The organism is Pseudomonas fluorescens, assembly GCF_018614775.1.
In the GTDB taxonomy this organism is placed as follows: Bacteria; Pseudomonadota; Gammaproteobacteria; order Pseudomonadales; family Pseudomonadaceae; genus Aquipseudomonas; species Aquipseudomonas fluorescens_BY.
Window position 1 is genome coordinate 1 of the sequence record NZ_JAGGOF010000036.1, and the last position, 17,821, is coordinate 17,821.

At 62.7% G+C, this 17,821-nt stretch carries 16 protein-coding genes and 2 pseudogenes; 12 read left to right on the plus strand and 6 right to left on the minus strand.

The window, feature by feature from the left end; genetic code table 11:
* The coding region (locus J7E36_RS10280) for an isochorismatase family protein (protein ID WP_215002465.1) at nucleotides 1–432 on the plus strand (432 nt) is incomplete at its 5' end.
* 140 nt (nucleotides 433–572) lie between these two features.
* Here J7E36_RS10280 and J7E36_RS10285 read toward each other — a convergent pair.
* On the minus strand, nucleotides 573–1,529 hold the full coding sequence (locus tag J7E36_RS10285; protein WP_215002467.1) for an EamA family transporter: 957 nt from the start codon (nucleotides 1,527–1,529) through the stop codon (nucleotides 573–575).
* A gap of 221 nt (nucleotides 1,530–1,750) precedes the next feature.
* Between J7E36_RS10285 and J7E36_RS10290 the strand changes: the two genes are divergently transcribed.
* Together J7E36_RS10290 and J7E36_RS10295 are read left to right on the plus strand one after the other, a co-directional pair.
* Nucleotides 1,751–2,881 (plus strand): sensor histidine kinase, encoded by a 1,131-nt coding sequence (locus J7E36_RS10290; RefSeq protein ID WP_215002469.1) that lies wholly within the window; start codon nucleotides 1,751–1,753, stop codon nucleotides 2,879–2,881.
* 98 nt (nucleotides 2,882–2,979) lie between these two features.
* Nucleotides 2,980–4,070 (plus strand): annotated as a pseudogene (locus J7E36_RS10295) (SMP-30/gluconolactonase/LRE family protein).
* Nucleotides 4,071–4,141: 71 nt separating this feature from the next.
* On the opposite strand, the gene J7E36_RS10300 reads toward J7E36_RS10295, so the two are convergent.
* Nucleotides 4,142–4,798, minus strand: a complete 657-nt coding sequence (locus J7E36_RS10300) for a polysaccharide lyase family 7 protein (protein WP_215002471.1) — start codon at nucleotides 4,796–4,798, stop codon at nucleotides 4,142–4,144.
* Nucleotides 4,799–5,042: 244 nt separating this feature from the next.
* On the opposite strand from J7E36_RS10300, the gene J7E36_RS10305 reads away from it, so the two are divergent.
* A complete protein-coding gene (locus J7E36_RS10305) occupies nucleotides 5,043–5,378 on the plus strand; it encodes a hypothetical protein (RefSeq protein WP_215002473.1) in 336 nt (111 codons plus the stop codon).
* 210 nt (nucleotides 5,379–5,588) lie between these two features.
* Here J7E36_RS10305 and J7E36_RS10310 read toward each other — a convergent pair whose 3' ends face one another.
* The 3 genes from J7E36_RS10310 to J7E36_RS10320 all read right to left on the minus strand — a co-directional run bounded on the left by J7E36_RS10310 (nucleotide 5,589) and on the right by J7E36_RS10320 (nucleotide 7,525).
* Nucleotides 5,589–6,128: a thioesterase family protein gene (locus J7E36_RS10310; protein ID WP_215002475.1), complete on the minus strand. Its 540-nt coding sequence runs from the start codon at nucleotides 6,126–6,128 to the stop codon at nucleotides 5,589–5,591.
* Nucleotides 6,129–6,356: 228 nt separating this feature from the next.
* The gene (locus J7E36_RS10315; RefSeq protein WP_215002477.1) at nucleotides 6,357–6,737 is read right to left on the minus strand and encodes a RidA family protein; all 381 of its coding nucleotides are present in this window, start codon (nucleotides 6,735–6,737) and stop codon (nucleotides 6,357–6,359) included.
* 104 nt (nucleotides 6,738–6,841) lie between these two features.
* Nucleotides 6,842–7,525, minus strand: coding sequence for an SOS response-associated peptidase family protein (locus tag J7E36_RS10320; protein WP_215002479.1), 684 nt, complete (start codon nucleotides 7,523–7,525; stop codon nucleotides 6,842–6,844).
* Nucleotides 7,526–7,833: 308 nt separating this feature from the next.
* Between J7E36_RS10320 and J7E36_RS10325 the strand changes: the two genes are divergently transcribed.
* From J7E36_RS10325 to J7E36_RS10355, 7 genes and pseudogenes are all read left to right on the plus strand, one after another.
* Entirely contained in the window at nucleotides 7,834–8,103 is a 270-nt protein-coding gene (locus tag J7E36_RS10325; protein ID WP_215002481.1) for a hypothetical protein, read from the plus strand.
* 96 nt (nucleotides 8,104–8,199) lie between these two features.
* Nucleotides 8,200–8,817 (plus strand): transcriptional repressor LexA, encoded by a 618-nt coding sequence (gene lexA / locus J7E36_RS10330; protein WP_215002483.1) that lies wholly within the window; start codon nucleotides 8,200–8,202, stop codon nucleotides 8,815–8,817.
* Nucleotides 8,817–9,446 (plus strand): translesion DNA synthesis-associated protein ImuA, encoded by a 630-nt coding sequence (gene imuA, locus J7E36_RS10335; RefSeq protein ID WP_215002485.1) that lies wholly within the window; start codon nucleotides 8,817–8,819, stop codon nucleotides 9,444–9,446. The genes lexA and imuA overlap by 1 nt, the downstream gene beginning before the upstream one ends.
* Nucleotides 9,447–9,453: 7 nt before the next feature.
* Nucleotides 9,454–10,872, plus strand: coding sequence for a Y-family DNA polymerase (locus J7E36_RS10340; RefSeq protein ID WP_215002487.1), 1,419 nt, complete (start codon nucleotides 9,454–9,456; stop codon nucleotides 10,870–10,872).
* Entirely contained in the window at nucleotides 10,848–13,946 is a 3,099-nt protein-coding gene (locus J7E36_RS10345) for an error-prone DNA polymerase (RefSeq protein ID WP_215002489.1), read from the plus strand. Before J7E36_RS10340 ends, J7E36_RS10345 begins: the two co-directional genes overlap by 25 nt.
* 235 nt (nucleotides 13,947–14,181) lie before the next feature.
* A pseudogene (locus J7E36_RS10350) lies at nucleotides 14,182–16,292 on the plus strand (ATP-binding protein).
* 93 nt (nucleotides 16,293–16,385) lie between these two features.
* Nucleotides 16,386–16,661, plus strand: a complete 276-nt coding sequence (locus J7E36_RS10355) for a hypothetical protein (protein ID WP_215002491.1) — start codon at nucleotides 16,386–16,388, stop codon at nucleotides 16,659–16,661.
* A gap of 105 nt (nucleotides 16,662–16,766) precedes the next feature.
* Here J7E36_RS10355 and J7E36_RS10360 read toward each other — a convergent pair whose 3' ends face one another.
* Nucleotides 16,767–17,288, minus strand: a complete 522-nt coding sequence (locus J7E36_RS10360; protein ID WP_215002493.1) for a DUF4142 domain-containing protein — start codon at nucleotides 17,286–17,288, stop codon at nucleotides 16,767–16,769.
* 229 nt (nucleotides 17,289–17,517) lie between these two features.
* Here J7E36_RS10360 and J7E36_RS10365 point away from each other — a divergent pair, with 229 nt between their 5' ends.
* Nucleotides 17,518–17,760 carry a YdcH family protein gene (locus J7E36_RS10365; RefSeq protein ID WP_215002495.1) on the plus strand — a complete coding sequence of 81 codons (243 nt, stop codon included), beginning with the start codon at nucleotides 17,518–17,520 and terminating at the stop codon, nucleotides 17,758–17,760.
* The last annotated feature ends 61 nt before the right edge of the window (nucleotides 17,761–17,821 follow it).

The window sequence follows — 17,821 nt, forward strand, 5'->3', positions numbered from 1 at the left end:
AGCGCCCGGGCCCGGGCGCTCGAGGTGCCGGTGATCCTGATCCAGCATGAAGAGCTGGAAGGGGTGCTGACCCATGGCTCGGACGCCTGGCAACTGGCCGATGGCTTGCTGACCGCGGCGGACGACCTGCGGGTGCGCAAGACCACGCCGGACGCCTTCTACCAGACCGACCTGCTCTCGCTGCTGCAAGCCCGATGCATCGATCGCCTGGTGGTCTGCGGGATGCAGACCGACTATTGCGTCAACGCCACCGTCCGCCAGGCCCACACTCTCGGGTATGACCTGGTGCTGGCTGCCGACGGCCACTCCACGGTGGACAACGGCAGCATGACGGCCGAGCAGATCATCGCCAACCACAACAACCGGTTGGGGCGCCTGAGCAGTGCGGTGTCGCGGATCGATGTGGTGCCGGCGGGGGAGGTTCGGTTTTGACCCAGCACACTGTGGCGGTGGCAACACGCTACGGGAGCAAGGCTTGCCTGTGGTGAAGTTTATGCAGGCTGCCCGGAAATCGTGGCGCCTGCATCGCGGACAAGCCTTGCTCCCACCAAGGCGCGGCAGCCAGTTCAGCTTTAGCCAGCCGGCCCAGCCACCTGGGCCTTGACCCGTTCAACCTTGCGATACGTCAGCAACACAATGCCGGTGACCACGATCGCCCCGCCGAGTACCTGGCCCGGGTTGAGCATCTGGTCCAGCACCAGCCAGCCGATCAGCAGCGTGGCCAGCGGTTCGATGTTCATCACCGGGGCGTTACGCGGCATGTCCAGGCGCGGCACCGAAATGAACAGCACGATAAACCCGGTGCCGTAGAGCACCACCAGCGTCGCCAGGGCCAGCCAGCCGGTGCGGGTGGCCGGCAGGTCGAAGCCGCCGGGCAGGGCGCCGGTCAGGCCGGCGAGGTTGACGCTGCCGAAAACGATGAAAATCGTCAGCAGGCTGCGTACCGAACCGCGCACCTGGGACAACTTGTGATCGGTGACCCACAGCGCGCAGGCAAACACACAGGCGGCGCAAAAGGCCAGCCCCACGCCGAGCAGCCATTGCGGACCGACGCTCTGTTGCGACGCCAGCCGCGCCGGCACCTCCAGCACGAACACCAGCCCCACCAGGATCATGCCCATCAACGCGGCGGTGCGCGCGGTCGGTCTGGGTCCGCCCAGCGCCCAGGTGAGCAGCGCCAGCAGAATCGGAAAGACGTTACCGACCAACAGCGCCAACGCCACCGGCACCCGTGCCACGGCGGAATACAGGCATAGGCTCTGGGCGCCGATCAACAACCCCAGCGTCAGTTGCCAGCGCCACGCACCGGGCGCCAGGCGCAGGCTCTGGCGTTGCCACAACACCATCGCGGCAAGCACCAGCAAGGTCCCGCCCGAACGCAGCAGGATAGCCAGCAACACCCCGGCGCCGTCATCGAATGCGGCACGCGCCGCGACATGGTTGCCAGCGAAGGCACAGCCCATGCACAGCAGGACGAGCACCGCGAGGTGGCGGGGCAAGGGCGTTGGTGCGGCAGGTGTGCGGGTCATGGCAGCGAATCCGAAGCAGGTCTTCAAGGTACACTCCTCGAAGTAATTTTTGTTATGGGTTGTCGTACAACTAGGTGCGAATTTGTACCCCATATCACCCGGCGGGACAAGTCGCTCGCCTCGGTGCCAGACACAGGCTAACCTGAGCTGACGGGTCTGGTCCGTTGCGGTGCTTCATCGCCCTGCGCCCTCGGCTCCATCCATTTCTTTACGGAGCATCTATGCGTCTGGCCGACTTCATCATCGACAACATCGAACCGATCCTTCAGGCGTGGGAGGAGTTTGCCAAAACCCTGACCCCGGCCGCCGATGGCATGAACACCGCGGCTTTGCGCGACCACGCCGAGCATATGCTGCGCGTCATTGCTGCCGACCTGCGCACCCCCCAGACGCCTGCACAACAGGTGGCCAAATCCCATGGCGAGGCGCCGGCGGCGGAGGTCGAAACCGCGGCCGAAACCCATGCGATCATTCGCCAGGCGACCGGTTTCACCCTGGAGCAGATGGTCTCGGAATATCGGGCATTACGCACCAGCGTGCTGATGCTCTGGATGCCCAAGGTCCAACCGGGCGACGAGCAGATGGTGGGGGATGTCATGCGCTTCAATGAGGCCATCGATCAGGCTCTGGCGGAGTCAGTCGTCAGTTATTCGAGCGCGGTCGATGCGGCGCGCAACATCTTTCTCGGCATCCTGGGGCATGACCTGCGCAGCCCTTTAGGCGCGATCCTGCTGAGTTCCGAGGTATTGCTGCGGGCCATTGACCTGCCGCCCAAGACCACCAAAATCGCTACGCGCATCTACACCAGCGTCAAGCGGAGCATCAAGATCGCCGGTGATCTGTTGGACTTCACCCGGACGCAGTTGGGAACGGGAATCCCGGTGCAGCGGCTCAGAGACGACATGGTAGCGGCCTGCGAAGGCATGGTGGAAGAGGCCCGCGCCTATCACCCTGAAATCAACATCATCTTTGAAACCAGCGGCGCCCTGAAGATGCATTTTGATCGGGCCCGCATGGAGCAGGTATTTGCCAACCTCATCGGCAACGCTATCCAGCACGGCACCACCGGCACACCCATCACGGTTTTACTGAGCACCGAAGAGGATATGGCGGTCATCAAGATCAATAACCAGGGCAAGCCCATTGAAAAGGACGCCCTTGGCAGCATCTTCAATCCGATGTTCCGGCGTGCCCCCGAAGAGAATGCGAACTTCGGCTCCACGGCCGGCCTGGGGCTCGGCTTGTACATCGCTTCGGCGATCGTTTCCGCTCACCATGGCCTTATCGAAGTGCAATCGAACATGCTTTCCGGTACCACGTTCACCGTTCGGATTCCCCTCGCTCCGGCTTGACTGCAGAGCAAGGCGGGTTGGGCATTTAACTTGTACGATGTCCTATCACGGAGTAAGGCTGTCGTCCCCGTCCAATAACAATAACGGAGAGACGCACGATGGATGCTTCGCAAACTGCAACCGCCGCCGATCAGGGCCGCCGGGTCTTCCTGAAAAAGTCCCTGGTGGTCTCGGCCGCTGCCGCCACCCTCGGCAGCCTGCCGGGCCTGGCTCAGGCCGAGCCCCTGAGCCAGCGTTACCCGGACCCGTTGATCAATATCCTTGACCCCAGCTTCATGGACTTGCGCATCTTCAACGCCAGCGTGGAAAAACTCGCTACGGGGCTGCGTTGGGCAGAAGGGCCGGTGTGGGTCGGCGACGGTCGTTACCTGCTGGTCAGTGACATTCCCAACAACCGCATCGTGCGCTGGGATGAAGTCACCGGCGGGCTGTCGGTGTACCGCGAGAATTCCAATTTCTCCAACGGCATGTGCCGCGACCGCCAGGGACGCTTGCTGGTGTGCGAAGGCTCCACCACGTCGAGCGAAGGTCGGCGCGTCACCCGCACCGAGCATAACGGCACGATCACCGTGCTGGCGGATAGCTTCGAGGGCAAGCCGCTCAACTCGCCCAATGACATCGTCTGCAAAAAGGACGGTTCGGTCTGGTTCAGCGATCCGCCGTTCCAGACCGGCAACAACTACGAAGGGCACAAAGTCACGCCGGCCCAGCCCCATGCGGTGTACCGCATCGATGGCGAAACCGGCAAGGTCACGCGGGTGATCGACGACCTGGCCGGGCCGAACGGGCTGTGTTTTTCCCCGGACGAGAAAACCCTCTACGTGGTCGAAGGCCGCGCCAAGCCCAATCGCCTGATCTGGGCGATCAGCGTCAAGGACGATGGCACGCTGGGTGAGCGACGCAAGCACATCGAAGGCCTGGATACGCCGCCATCGATGGCATCAAGTGCGACGAGAGCGGCAATCTCTGGTGCGGCTGGGGCGGCAACGGCGACCCCAAGGCCGACCTGGAGAAACTCGACGGCGTGCGGGTATTCAACCCGGAAGGCAAGGCCATCGGGCATATCTCGCTGCCCGAGCGTTGCCCCAATATCTGCTTTGGAGGCCGGGAGGGTAACCGGTTATTCATGGCCGGCAGTCATTCGCTGTATTCGTTGTTCGTGAATACCCGGGGGGCGACGTTTGCCTGATTGATCGACTCGCTGTCAGGCAGCACTTTCCTTGCTCCCTCGCCGCAAAAGTGGTGCAGGCTGGGCGCCGGTCATTTATGGCTGACGTCCAGTCTGGTGTAGGTCACTTTCCCGCCTTCGCTGGCGTACCCGACGTTGTCCAGGGTGTAGACGCCGGCCTTGAAATAGAAGTCGTAGCCGTACCAGGACGGATCAAGCTTCACCTGCTTGCCGAGGTTGTTGATCAGCACGGTAAGCGTGCCTTGCTTGTCCATCTGCAGGGAATAGGTAAAGGCTTTGCTCAGCGCCACGTTCGGCACGCTGAAGAGCACCGGGCTCTTCAGGTCCTTGGGTTTGACCCGATACTCCACGTCGATGTTGCCGGTGCCCTTGGCGAAGCGGTACACCAGCTTCAGCAGCGGGGCGGGGGCGTCCTTGGCGTGAATCTGCGCGACCACCACACGGCCTTCGGACGGTACCTGATTCACCGACAACGTGCCGTTGAGGGTGTTGACGCCGCTGTTGTAACGCCAGTTGCGCAGCTTGCCGTCCTTGGCGGTCTCGCGCAGTTCGGAGCGCGGGAAGTCGCTTTTGCCAGTATGGGAACCGGTCACCGGCGCCCAGAAAATGATGCGCTCGCCAGTGCGGTTGAAATACGGACTTTGCAAGGTCGGCATGGCCTTGGTGGCCACGGTCAGCGCCGGCGTCTGCACAGGCAGGGTGATGTTCCAGACAGTCATGTCAATCATGGTCAAACGCTCCAACGGGGCTGGCCGTCGCTTATCGGTATACGGCCGGCTGGGCAAGAACTGCCTTGCGTGGCGCATTGATTGAGTTATCGACGGCGGACTGTTGCGCTGGAGGAGTAACTGACGAATGGCTCTGCCTTGGGCCTTGCACGGGGATAATCGGGTGATGTCAATCTGATGCTTATCCGTTAGAGTACGCGCCGCCCGAGAGATGGATCCCGGGCGTTTTCTCATGGAGTATTCAATGAACCACCTCAGCAAGATTGCTGCCTGCGCACTGTTCGGCCTGGCCCTGGCGGGTTGCACCGGCGCCCCGATGAAAACCCAGCACTACGACAGCAGCCAATACACCGTGGTCGGCCACAGTGAAGCGTCGGCCACTGGGCTGCTACTGCTCGGCGTGATCCCTATTCGCCAGAACAGCCGTTTCGTGCGCGCTCAGACTGCCGCGATCCGGGCCAAGGGCGGCGACGCCATGATCAACACCCAAGTGCAGGAAAACTGGTTCTGGGCCTGGGTCCTGACCGGCTACACCACCTCGGTGTCCGGTGATGTGATCAAGCTGAAAAACGTTCAGTAAGATCTGGCTTGAAGGGGGGCGAGCTTCCCTGTGGCGAGGGAGCAAGCTCTCTCGCCACTAAAAGCAATTTATTCACTGCGGTTTTTCAATGCCCTCCCACCACCCTCTGGCTGAACGGCGTCACCTACGCCTGCAACGTCACCAGCCCGCCCAGCAGAATCGCCAGCACCACCGAGTGGAAAACACGTAGCGCAGGATTTCCCCTTCAGCTCAGCGTTCCTCTTCCCGAAGCTCAAGGCTCAAGCCATCGCAGCTTTGCGACCAGGCGTCCAGCCATGGCGATAGCACCGGCGACTGTTCGGCCAGCCCCAGTTCGCGGATGAATTCTGCCGGTGCAACCGTGCCTCGGGCCGAGCGGAACAGACCGCGCATGATCACCACGCCAATCACGCGTCCCTGGCTGATGAAGCGGTGCTCCATGAAGGTCCATTTTTCGTCCCAGCCGAGCATCCGGGTGTGCACTTCGAACGCCTCGAACACTTTAAGCTCGCGCCGAAACTTGCCCCAGACATCTCCCACGATCGGCACCGCGCGGTTGCGCAGCGCCACTTTGTAAGCGCCGCTGCGCAGCACGTAATCCATGCGCCCGACATCGGCCAACGTGAAGTAACGGCCGTTGGTCACGTGGCGATTGAGGTCCAGGTCCAGCGGCCATACGCGCATCCGCACAACGGTGGTGCCCAACGGATCCGTCGGCTTGCGCCAGGGACGACGAAACAGCATCAGCAACAGTCGGAACCAGAGATTCATAAGCACGCCACGAGGATGGAAAGCGGCGCACTTTAGCGTCACGAACCGAGCCGGGCTAGGTGTGTAAATGACTGTTTTTCGAGAAAAAGTGCATTTGGGGCAGGTCCCACACCCTGTGGCGAGGAAGCTAGCTCCCGCTGGAGCGCGTAGCGGTCCCAGGCTTCTGGGGGCTACTCCGTAGCCCAGCGGGAGCAAGCGCCCTCGCCACGGGGATTGGGGAGCAGGGGCTCAGGCCTTGGCTGCCATCGCTGTGACTTCCACGCGCATGCCTTCTACCGCCAACGTCGCCACGCCCACGGCCGCGCGAACTGGCCAGGGTTTGGCGAAGAAGCGTTTGTAGACTTCGTTGAAAGCCGCGCGATCGGCCATGTCGGTGAGGTAGATGGTCAGGTGCAAGACCCGGTCCATGGAACTGCCGGCGCGCTCCAGGGCTGCCTTGAGTGCTTGCAGCGTGCACTCGCTTTGCAGGGTGATATCGCCCAGTTCCAGGCTGCCATCGGCATGGGTCGGAATCTGCGTGGAGACCAGCAGGCCGCCGAAACCGGCGACGTCGGAAGAGATGGAGTCCGCGTCCGGGTCAGGAATGAACGTAATGTCTTGGTTGGCCATGAAAGTCTCGAATTCGAAAAGGAGTAGGGCGGTCGCGCCAATGTGCTCGCTTGCCAGTCTACCGCCCATCCTCATCCCTTTCATGCCTCCTGATGGTCGAGCCGTCAGCGCCCGCCCTGCACCAGCCGCTGAGCGGTCAGCACATGTTCCAGTTGCGGTTCCGCCACCGCGACCTGCGTTGCGATCTGTTGCGCCTGGTGCCAGTCCAGGTCAGGCTTCAACCACTGCAAGGCATCTTCACCCATGAACGCCAGCAACCGCTGCTGTTGATGGGCAATGTCGCCATAGGTCACCAAGGCCAGGCCATCACAGCCATTGGAGGTTTCACTGGCTTGGGCCAGGGCCGCCAGGAAAATCGGGGTTGACTGTCTGGAGGTCGTGTAGCTCAGGCGTTGAGCCTGGGTTGGCTGAGTCTTGTCAGGCGCTTCATACCAACCGTCCACTGCCACCAACACCCGTCCATCGCGTTTGATGCGATCAAAGACCTTGGAGCGCATCACCAGATGAAGCGGCAGGTGGGTCAGGGGCGGCATCGTCCCCATGGACCAGACCGGTGACCACCCCCAGCGAACCTTGATACATTCCAGCCGCCCGCCGCGGTTGCGGATCGCGCTGACCTGCATGTTCGGCCTGATCACGCTTTGCCGGTCATGGGGCTTGGGCGCCGCGATTGCGTGCAGGCTGGGCGTCGGCGGGCTGATATCGCTGTGGCCGCCCTGAAGGTATCGCTGGGCAAAGAACGCCAGGGAGTCCTTTGATGAAACGGGCTGAACAAAACATTCACACATCGCGAAACTCTCCGGCAGCAGACTCAAAGTACATCAGGTTCCCGCCGTCGAGACTGGGTTGCCCAGCTGTCCTTGCTGGCTTGCGGCGGTGTTATGTATTTCCGAGCCGTGGCGAAGCGCTTGGTTCGAAAATCCTGATAATGACCGGATGAGCGGAGAATAATCCGCAGTTCATCCATTTGAACGACCGCTCATCGTCTGCGTGGACACGCCATCGGCGCGCAGGGTCGTTGTTTGAATGACGCGCCTCGAATCTTTCCCGGATGAGAGAGCGCGTTCCTTTATCCGGACTGTTGAAGGACATCGCCATGAGTGAAAACGACCTTGAGATGGAACTGAAAGCCTGGCGACTGCTGTTGGAGGACGATACGTACCGCCTGGATTTTCCCGAGGATTACTACAACACGTTGATCAAGCGTGCCGATGAATTGGTGCTGCAGGCATTCATTACGCTGGAGGATTGGCAACTGCTCAAGGATGCGGCGGACCAGGCCTATGCACGTACGGTTGAGGGCCTGGCGCGTAACCAGCGTGACTGCCTCGATGCGGCCTCCCTGCGGTTGCCCGAAAGAAGTTGATCGCACACGGCCGGGACAAATAAGTTGCTTGCGTCGCCGCCTTCGTCCCTTGAGCTGACTGATGGCGCTTGTCAGAAAAAACCGAGAGGAGTACAAATGTACTCCATGACGACTCTGACGCCACGCCGCACTGCCATCCTGACCTTCATCCGCGAACGTATCGCCGATCAGGGTCAACCCCCCAGCCTCGCTGAAATCAGCGAGGCGTTCGGTTTTGCCTCGCGCAGCGTGGCGCGCAAGCATGTACTGGCGTTGACCGAGGCTGGTTTCATCGAGGTCAATCCACACCAGGCCCGGGGTATCCGCTTGCTGAACCAACCGCCGCGCCTCGAGCTGCTGGACGTACCGGTGCTGGGGCGAGTGGCCGCCGGCCTGCCAATCGGTGCTGACGCCGAAGTTCACAGCCGCCTGATGCTCGACCCGGCGATCTTCACCAAGACACCCGACTACCTGTTGCGGGTCCAGGGCGACTCGATGATCGAGGATGGCATCCTCGACGGCGACCTGGTGGGCGTACAACGCAGCCCCCAAGCCGCCAACGGCCAGATTGTCGTGGCGCGGCTCGACGGTGAGGTCACCATCAAGCGTTTCGAGCGGATCGGCGAGCGCGTGCGTTTGCTGCCGCGCAACCCGGCCTATCAGCCGATCATCGTCGAAGCCGACCAGGACCTGGCCATTGAAGGCGTGTTCTGTGGCTTGTTGAGGCAAGGCTGATGGGCGCCGTCGTTGCGCTGGACACGCTGTTCAACGGCGGCCAGGTCTGGAAGGGGCGGCCTGCACCACCGGCCGCCAGCCCGCAACCTACTGGCCACGCTGCGCTGGATGCGGCGTTGCCAAGTGGCGGCTGGCCGGAAGCGGCGTTGACCGAACTGCTCATCGCCGCCCCGGGTGTGGGCGAATTGCAACTGGTCTGGCCGACCCTGGCGCGCCTGTCGGCAGCGGGGGAGCGGATCGTGCTGGTGGCGCCGCCTTTCGTGCCTTACCCCCAGGCTTGGCAGAACGCCGGCGTGGACCTGCGCCAGTTGTCGGTCCTCCAGGCCGATGAGCGCGATGCCCTGTGGGCCGCCGAGCAGTGCCTGCGCTCGGGCAGTTGTGGTGCGGTGCTGTGCTGGCCGCGCCAGGCCGACGACCGGGCGTTGCGCCGGCTGCAAGTGGCGGCGGAAACCGGCCAGACCCTGGCGTTTGCCTGGCGCTCGATCCAGGAAGCCATCAATCCGTCGCCGGCGGCCCTGCGCATCGCCATCGATGCCCGGCCCGGGCAATTGCGCGTGCTCAAGTGCCGGGGCGGGCTGGCCCGTTCGGCACCGATTGCCTTTGCCGCGCCCACTGCGACAAGGCATTGAGGTTGCGATGCGCTGGGTCTGTATTCTCTTCCCGCAATTGGCGCTGGACGCCGCGCTGCGTCAGCGCCCGGATCCCGACGAACCCCTGGCCCTGCTGACCGGCCCGGCCCAGCGGCGCGTGCTGCAAGCGGTCAATGCCCAGGCGCGAGCCTTGGGCTTGCGTCCCGGCCAGACCATGACCGCCGCCCAGGCCCTGAGCAAAGGCTTTGCCACCGCCGAGTACGACGCCGCGCAGATCGAACACTGGCAACAATTCCTCGCTGCCTGGGCCTACCGTTTCAGTTCCCAGGTCAGCGTGCATTACCCGCGCACGGTGCTGTTCGAGATCGAATCGAGCCTGGGCCTGTTCGGACCCTGGCCGGTGTTCGAAGCACGGTTGCGCGCCGAACTGACTGAGCTGGGGTTTCGCCATCGCATCGTCGCGGCCCCGAACCCGGTGGCGGCGCGGGTCTTGGCCAATGCCTACGACGCCCTGGTGGTGCCCGATGGCGAGGCCCTGCAACAGTGCCTGGGGCAAATGCCGGTGGACCGCATCGGCCTGGAGCCCGAGGTTGCCACGGCGTTGTCACGCATGGGCCTGCGTCGCCTGCACCAGGTCCAGGCCTTGCCCCGCCACACCCTGGCGCGACGCTTCGAAGCCCAGGTGCTCAAGCACCTCGACGGGCTGACGGGCAGCCGCACCCTGGCGTTGTCGTTCTACCTGCCACCGGACCGTTTCGACGTGCGCATCGAACTCAACTACGACGTCCAGTCCCACCAGGCGTTGCTGTTCCCGTTGCGACGGTTGACCGGTGACCTGTCGGCGTTCCTGTGCGGTCGTGACAGCGGCGTGCAGCGCTTTGACCTGCACCTGGAGCACGCCGGGCTGCCGGACACGGTGATCAAGGTCGGCTTGCTCAGTGCCGAACGGGACCCTTCAATGCTGTTCGAACTGGCCCGTGGCCGCTTGGAGCAAGTGCAGGTCGGGGCACCGGTACGCGGTTTTCGCTTGTGTGCCGAAGACCTGCCGAGCTTCGTGCCCCAGCGCCTGGAACTGTTCGATGAGCGCCCGCAACAGTCATTGCCTTGGGAGCAACTGCGGGAACGTCTGCGGGCCCGGCTGGGGGATGACGCGGTGCTGGGCCTGGGCTTTCGCGACGACCATCGGCCTGAATGCGCCTGGCAGATGTCATCCGAGCCACGGCCCCAGGCCTGTCCGGTGCAGGCCGTGCAGCGTCCCGGCTGGTTGCTCGGCGAACCCCAGGCATTGCCGGAAGGCCAGGCGCAGATCCTCATGGGCCCGGAGCGCATCGAGACCGGCTGGTGGGACGGCGCCGACGTGCGCCGCGATTACTACCTGGTCGAAACCCGCAGCGGGCAACGCGGTTGGGCCTATCGACCGGTGGGCGAGGGCGGGCCGTTGTGGTTGCAAGGCTGGTTCGCATGAGCGTCGAGTATGCCGAGCTGCATTGCCTGTCGAACTTCAGTTTCCAGCGCGGCGCCTCCAGCGCCCTGGAGCTGTGCACGCGGGCCAGCCAGCAAGGCTACCGGGCCCTGGCGATCACCGACGAATGCACCCTGGCCGGGATCGTCCGGGCTTGGCAGGCGGCCAAGGAACTGGCGCTGCAGCTGATCGTCGGCAGCGAAATCCGGGTCGATAACGGTCCGAAACTGGTGCTGCTGGTGGAAAACCTGCAAGGCTATCAAGCCTTGTGCCGGTTGATCACCCGTGCCCGGCGCCGCAGTGAAAAAGGCCGCTACCGCATCGTGCGGGAAGACTTCGACGAGCCCTTGCCGGGACTGCTCGCGCTGTGGGTGCCCGATGGCAAGGACGATGAAGAGCAGGGACGTTGGCTCCAGCAGGTTTTCGCCGAGCGTTTGTGGCTGGCGGTCCAGCTGCATTGCGGGCAGGACGACCGGCGTCGCTTGGCGGACCTGCTGGCGTTGGCGGACCGACTGCAGCTTCCGGCCGTGGCCAGCGGCGATGTGCACATGCACGTGCGTGGCCGCCGCGCCTTGCAGGACACCATGACCGCCATCCGTCACCACGTCACGGTGGCCGAGGCCGGCCAGCGCTTGCACCCCAACGGCGAGCGCCATTTGCGCAGCCGCAAGGATCTGGCCGATCTCTACCCCCGCGCCTTGCTCGAAGAGACCCTGGACATCGCCCGACGCTGTACCTTCGACCTGAGTCAGTTGCGCTATGAATACCCGCGTGAGTTGGTCCCCGAGGGCCACGATCCGGCGTCGTGGTTGCGGGAGTTGACCGAGCGGGGCATGCGTGAGCGCTGGAAGAAAGGTGTGGAGGATCGGATTCGAAAACAGATCAATGACGAGCTGGACTTGATCGCCGAGCTTGGCTACGACAGTTATTTCCTCACCGTGCAGGACATCGTCAGTTTCGCCCGCAAGCGCAACATCCTCTGCCAGGGGCGTGGGTCGGCGGCCAACTCGGCGGTGTGCTACGCCTTGGGCATTACCGAGATCGACCCGAGCCAGAGCAACCTGTTGTTCGAGCGCTTCCTGTCCCGGGAGCGCAACGAGCCGCCGGACATCGACGTGGATTTTGAACACGACCGTCGCGAAGAGGTGTTGCAATACGTCTTCCAACGTTACGGTCGTCATCGTGCGGCATTGACGGCGGTGGTCAGCAGTTATCACGGTGCCGGGGCGATACGGGATGTGGCCAAGGCCCTCGGTTTACCGCCGGATCAGGTCAACGCATTGGCTGACTGCTGCGGTCGCTGGAGCGACGAGGCGCCGCCCCTGGACCGTCTACGCGAGGGTGGCTTTGACCCGGATAGCCCGGTGTTGCGCCGGGTGCTGAGCCTGACCCGGCAACTGATCGGATTTCCCCGACACTTGTCCCAGCACCCAGGCGGCTTCGTGATTTCCGAGCAACCCCTGGACACCCTGGTGCCGGTGGAAAACGCCGCCATGGCCGAGCGCACCATCATCCAGTGGGACAAGGACGACCTGGATGCGGTCGGGTTGCTCAAGGTCGACATCCTGGCCTTGGGCATGCTCAGTGCGATTCGCCGGTGTTTCGATCTGGTCCATCAATACCGGGGCCAGCGTCATACCCTGGCGTCGTTGCCCAAGGATGATCGGGCTACCTACGAGATGATCAGCCGCGCGGACACCATCGGCGTGTTCCAGATCGAGTCGCGGGCACAGATGGCGATGTTGCCCCGGCTCAGGCCCGAAAAATATTACGACCTGGTGATCGAAGTCGCGATCGTGCGGCCGGGGCCGATTCAGGGCGGGATGGTGCACCCTTATCTGAAGCGGCGAAACAAAGAGGAGCCCGTCACATACCCTTCGCCGGAACTGGAAGTGGTGCTTGGACGCACCTTGGGCATCCCTTTGTTCCAGGAACAGGTGATGCAGATCGCCATGGTTGCCGCCGATTACACCCCGGGCGAAGCCGACCAGTTGCGTCGCTCCATGGCCGCCTGGAAACGCCATGGCGGGCTGGAGCCGCACCGCAAGCGGCTGGCAGAAAGGATGGAAAAAAACGGCTACTCGCTGGAATACGCGGCGCAATTGTTCGAGCAGATCAAAGGCTTCGGCAGCTACGGCTTTCCCGAATCCCACGCCGCCAGCTTCGCCTTGCTGACTTACGTCAGCAGTTGGCTCAAATGCCACGAGCCGGCGGCGTTCGCCTGCGCCCTGATCAACAGCTGGCCCATGGGTTTCTACAGCCCGGACCAGATTCTGCAGGACGCCCGCCGACATCAATTGCAGATCCGCCCGGTGGACGTTCGCGCCAGCGAGTGGGATTGCAGCCTCGAACCCATGGAAGGCCGGCAACCGGCGATCCGCATGGGGCTGCGCCTGGTCAAGGGCTTTCGCGAAGAGGATGCCCGGCGTATCGAAACGGCCCGCCGGCAGCGGCCGTTCAGTGACGTGGCCGACTTGGGCGAGCGCGCGCAACTCGATGCCCGGGCCCAGGCGCAACTGGCCGATTGCGGTGCCCTGCGCGGTTTGGCGGGTGATCGTCATCAAGCCCGTTGGGAAGTCGCCGGGGTGCAGAAACAACTGGGCCTGTTCGCCGGTTTGCCCAGCCAGGAAGAACCGCCGGTGGTGTTGCCAAAACCCACGCCGGGGGAAAACCTGTTTGCCGATTACGCCACCCTTGGCACGACACTGGGGCCCCATCCACTGGCCCTGCTGCGCACCGAACTGCGCGCCCGACGCTGCCGCAGCTCACGGGAACTGCAGGCCGTGGAACATGGCCGCAACGTCAGCGTCGCCGGGCTGGTCACCGGTCGCCAGCGCCCAGGCACGGCCAGCGGCGTGACGTTCGTGACCCTGGAAGATGAGTTCGGCAACCTCAACGTGGTGGTCTGGCGCGACCTGGCGGAGCGCCAACGCAAAGTCCTGGTGGGTTCGCAACTGCTGCGGGTTGACGGGCGCTGGGAAAGCGTCGGCGAGGTCCGCCACCTGATCGCCGGACGCCTGAGCGACCTGACCGAATTGCTGGCGGGCATCCACGTGCAAAGCCGCGATTTCCGCTGACATTGTTGCCATGCTCCACGTGTATGGTTGGAAGCAGGGCTGCCCTATCAGTCTGCTAACCCGCAACCTGTGGGAGCCAGCTTTGCTCCCACAGCGGAGATAGATACCCTGGCCACCGTATGCGCATGAACCGGCCGGCATGAAACCAAACGCAACGGCCACGCTCGAAGCTCTGATCGCAAGGGACTTGCATCTGCCGATTCCCTGCAGGCATTTTGAGGTTTAACGTCGATCTATGCAGTTTTTATCTCAGAATCATGGATGCCTCGGTTGGGGCGGTGAAATGGCCGGGCGTATCCGCGCGTTCGATTGGCGCAAGACTGAACTGGGCGCTATCGAACACTGGTCCTCCAGCTTGCGCAACGCGGTCCAAGTGCTGCTGGCGTCGCCCCTGCCGATGGTGATGTTGTGGGGACGCCAGGGCTTCATGATCTACAACGACGCCTATGCCGAGTTTGCCGGCGGCCGACACCCGTACCTGCTGGGTGTGCGGTGGAGTTGGGGTGGCCGGAAGTGGCCGAGTTCAATCGTCATGTGCTGAATGTTTGCCTGGCCGGCGGTACCTTGTCCTATCGCAACAAAGAGCTGGTGCTGCTGCGCAATGGCAATCCCGAAGACGTCTGGATGGACCTCTATTACAGCCCGGTGCCTGGCGAGGATCAGTCGCCGGCAGGCGTGTTGGCAATCGTGGTGGAAACCACTGAACACGTGTTGACCGAGCGGGCCCGGCAAGCGGCTGAGCGCAGTTATCGGGCCGTCAATGAACGCATCCAGTTGGCGCTTTCGGCCGGGCCTTTGCTCGGGTCGTTCGTCTGGGATATCCCGGCCGACACGCTGTCTGGCGATGAGCGTTTCGCCCGCAGCTTCAACTATCCGCCAGACTGTTCGCTGGATGCGCTGCCCATCGAGATCGCCCGCCGGAGCATCCATCCGGATGATCTGGAGGAAATGAACCAGCGGGTCGAACTGACCTTGCGCACTGGCGTCCCTTACAGCGCTGAATACCGAATACGTCGCCAGGACGGGGATTACCTCTGGGTGCTCGCCAGCGGTCGCTGTGAGTTCGATGCGCTGGGCAAACCGCTGCGTTTTCCCGGCGTGCTGATCGACATCAACGAGCGCAAGATCGCCGAAGCGTCGCTGCTCAAGTTCACCCGTGACCTGGAGCGACGCGTGGCTGACGAGGTTCAGGCACGACTGACCGCCGAAGAACAGTTACGCCAGTCGCAGAAGCTCGAGGCCATTGGTGGCCTCACCGGCGGCGTGGCCCATGACTTCAACAACCTGCTGCAGGTGATCGCCGGCAATCTGCACTTGCTGGCTCGCCACGAACCGCACAATGCCAACGTGCAACGGCGGGTCAGTGCCGCCATCGAAGCGGTGGAGCGCGGCGCCAAGCTGTCCACGCAACTGCTGGCCTTTGCCCGCCGCCAACCTTTGTCACCGTCGGTCTACAACCCGCGGCGCATCTACGACGACCTGGTCGAATTGCTGCAACGGGCCCTGGGTGAAACCATCCATATCGAAGTGGCTCTGCCGGATACCCCTTGGTGCATCCATGTCGATCGCAATCAATTGGAAAATGCCCTGTTGAACCTGGCGATCAATGCGCGCGATGCCATGGGCGGCGAGGGCACCATCCACATGGTGGGCGAGAACATCGTGCTCGACGAAGCGTATTGCGCCGGCAAGGGCATCGCGGCGGGCGAGTACGTGCGACTGTCGGTGATCGACCGCGGCGCCGGCATGTCGCCGGATATCCTGAACCAGGTGTTCGAACCATTCTTCACCACCAAGACGCAAGGCCAGGGCACGGGACTGGGGCTGAGCATGGTGTTCGGTTTCGTCAAGCAGAGTGGTGGCCATATCGAGATTTCCAGTGCCTTGGGCGAGGGTACGCGAGCGCATATGTATTTCCCTCGCAGTCATCAGACCGAAGCCCAGGAAGAGGTCCTGCGCCCACCGCTTCACTCCGGCGGACAGGAGACGATCCTGGTGGTGGAAGACAACGAAGCCGTGCGCAGTGCCTCGGTGGAGTTGTTGGAACAGTCCGGCTACCGCACCCTGACCGCCGCCAACGGCGACGCCGCCATGAAGCTGCTGCTTGAAGGCGTGTCAGTGGACTTGATTTTCAGCGATGTGGTCATGCCCGGCCTGATCAAGAGTTCCGATCTGGCGGCCTGGGCGAAGATGCAGGTGCCGCCGGTGCCGGTGCTGTTCACTTCGGGCCATACCCGGGACATCATTTCCCAGAACCATCAATTGAGCCCCGACACTCATTTATTGAGCAAACCCTACGGCCCCGAGGCGCTGACCGCCATGGTCCGCTCGGTGCTGGGCGGTTGACTGACGCGGCAAACAAATGGAACCGAAACCGTAGCCACGCCTTCGAATGATCAAGGTCGGTCATCAACCGACCCAGTCATGAATGAGGTGCCTATGAACGACGATCCTGCAAACACCCAGCAACAAGGCCAGGCGCCAACGCCGCGCAACGACCCGGCCATCGATCCCCAGGTCCAGCCGACCCCCTCGGGTACCCAACCCGTCAGCCCGGCCGGGGCGGACCAGGCCCAGAGCGCGGACAGCGAGGTCGACCAGAAGAATCACTATCAGGACAATGACAACACCTTCAGCCCCGGCTTCAAGCCTGACCCGGACCGGCCTGAGTCTGGTGAGAGTACGGATGCCGATATTGATACCGATGGCGGCTAGCCAACAAAAAGCCCGACTCGATGGTCGGGCTTCTTACATCTGAGCCGAACGCAGAGCGTCCGTTGAGACATTCCCACGCGGAGCGTGGGAACGATCGCTCAGGGGTTACTTGCCAGGGTGAGCCGCCTGAAGCTTCTTGGCCGCATCCAGGTGATGTTGCAGGTCCGGCAGCATCTTCTGGGCGAAGGCCTTGAGTTCGGTGTTGCCCGCCTTCTTGTCGTCCGTGACGGTCTCGGCTTCTTTCTTGAACAGGGCGATGGTTTCTTCGTGGGCCTTCACCTGGTTGTTGGCGTAGGCGGCATCGAAGGATTCATCACGCATGTCGAGGATCTTGGCCTTGGCCTTTTTCACCAGCGTGGTTTCGTCCGGCACTTCGATGTCGTGTTTTTTCGCCAGGGCCATCAGTTCCTGGTTGGCCTTGGTGTGATCAGTGATCATCTTGTTGGCGAACTCCTTGATGTCCGCCGAAGCGCTTTTTTCCAGCGCGATTTTGCTCGTTTCGATTTCCGCGAAGCCACCGGCTGCCGCATTCTCGACGAAGTCGTTGGAAGTCGCAGCCCAGGCCGCGCCCATGCTGGTACTCAAGGCAACAGCGAGGCCGAGTTGACGCAGGGTAAATCCGTCCATAGGTAAGTCTCCGCAATTGGGTTCAAGAACGATTCGTTTCGTCTCTGATCAATGGAGAGTCGGGCGCGGACAAAGGTTTGATTGGAAAGCGTACCGGTACGACGAACGGTCACCGCTGGTCGGATAGGCGGTCGACAGAACCCGCTGGACGAGGCCATCCTGATAATCGACGGGCGCCAAGCGGGAACCGCAAAGGCGTCTGCCACCGACCCACCAAAGGAGGTGTTCCATGCCGGTGTCTCACGATTTGTGCCAGGATCTCAAATGCACGAAAGACCACATCCAGCAAAAGCGCAGCGAGAACCCAAGGCTCGACTCGTTACTCCATAAATACTCCCAACTCGATGCCGAGGTGGTCGACGCCGAGAAGCCGTCCTCCGCAGCCCTGTCCGACGATGCCCTGGAGACGCTCAAGAAAAAACGATTGTTGATCAAGGACCAGATTGCAGAGCATCTGCAGAGCCCGTCATAAGCGCAGCCTGCATGCGAGGCCCCTGGTTTTCCGAGGGGCCTTCCAACTGAACCGAGCACGT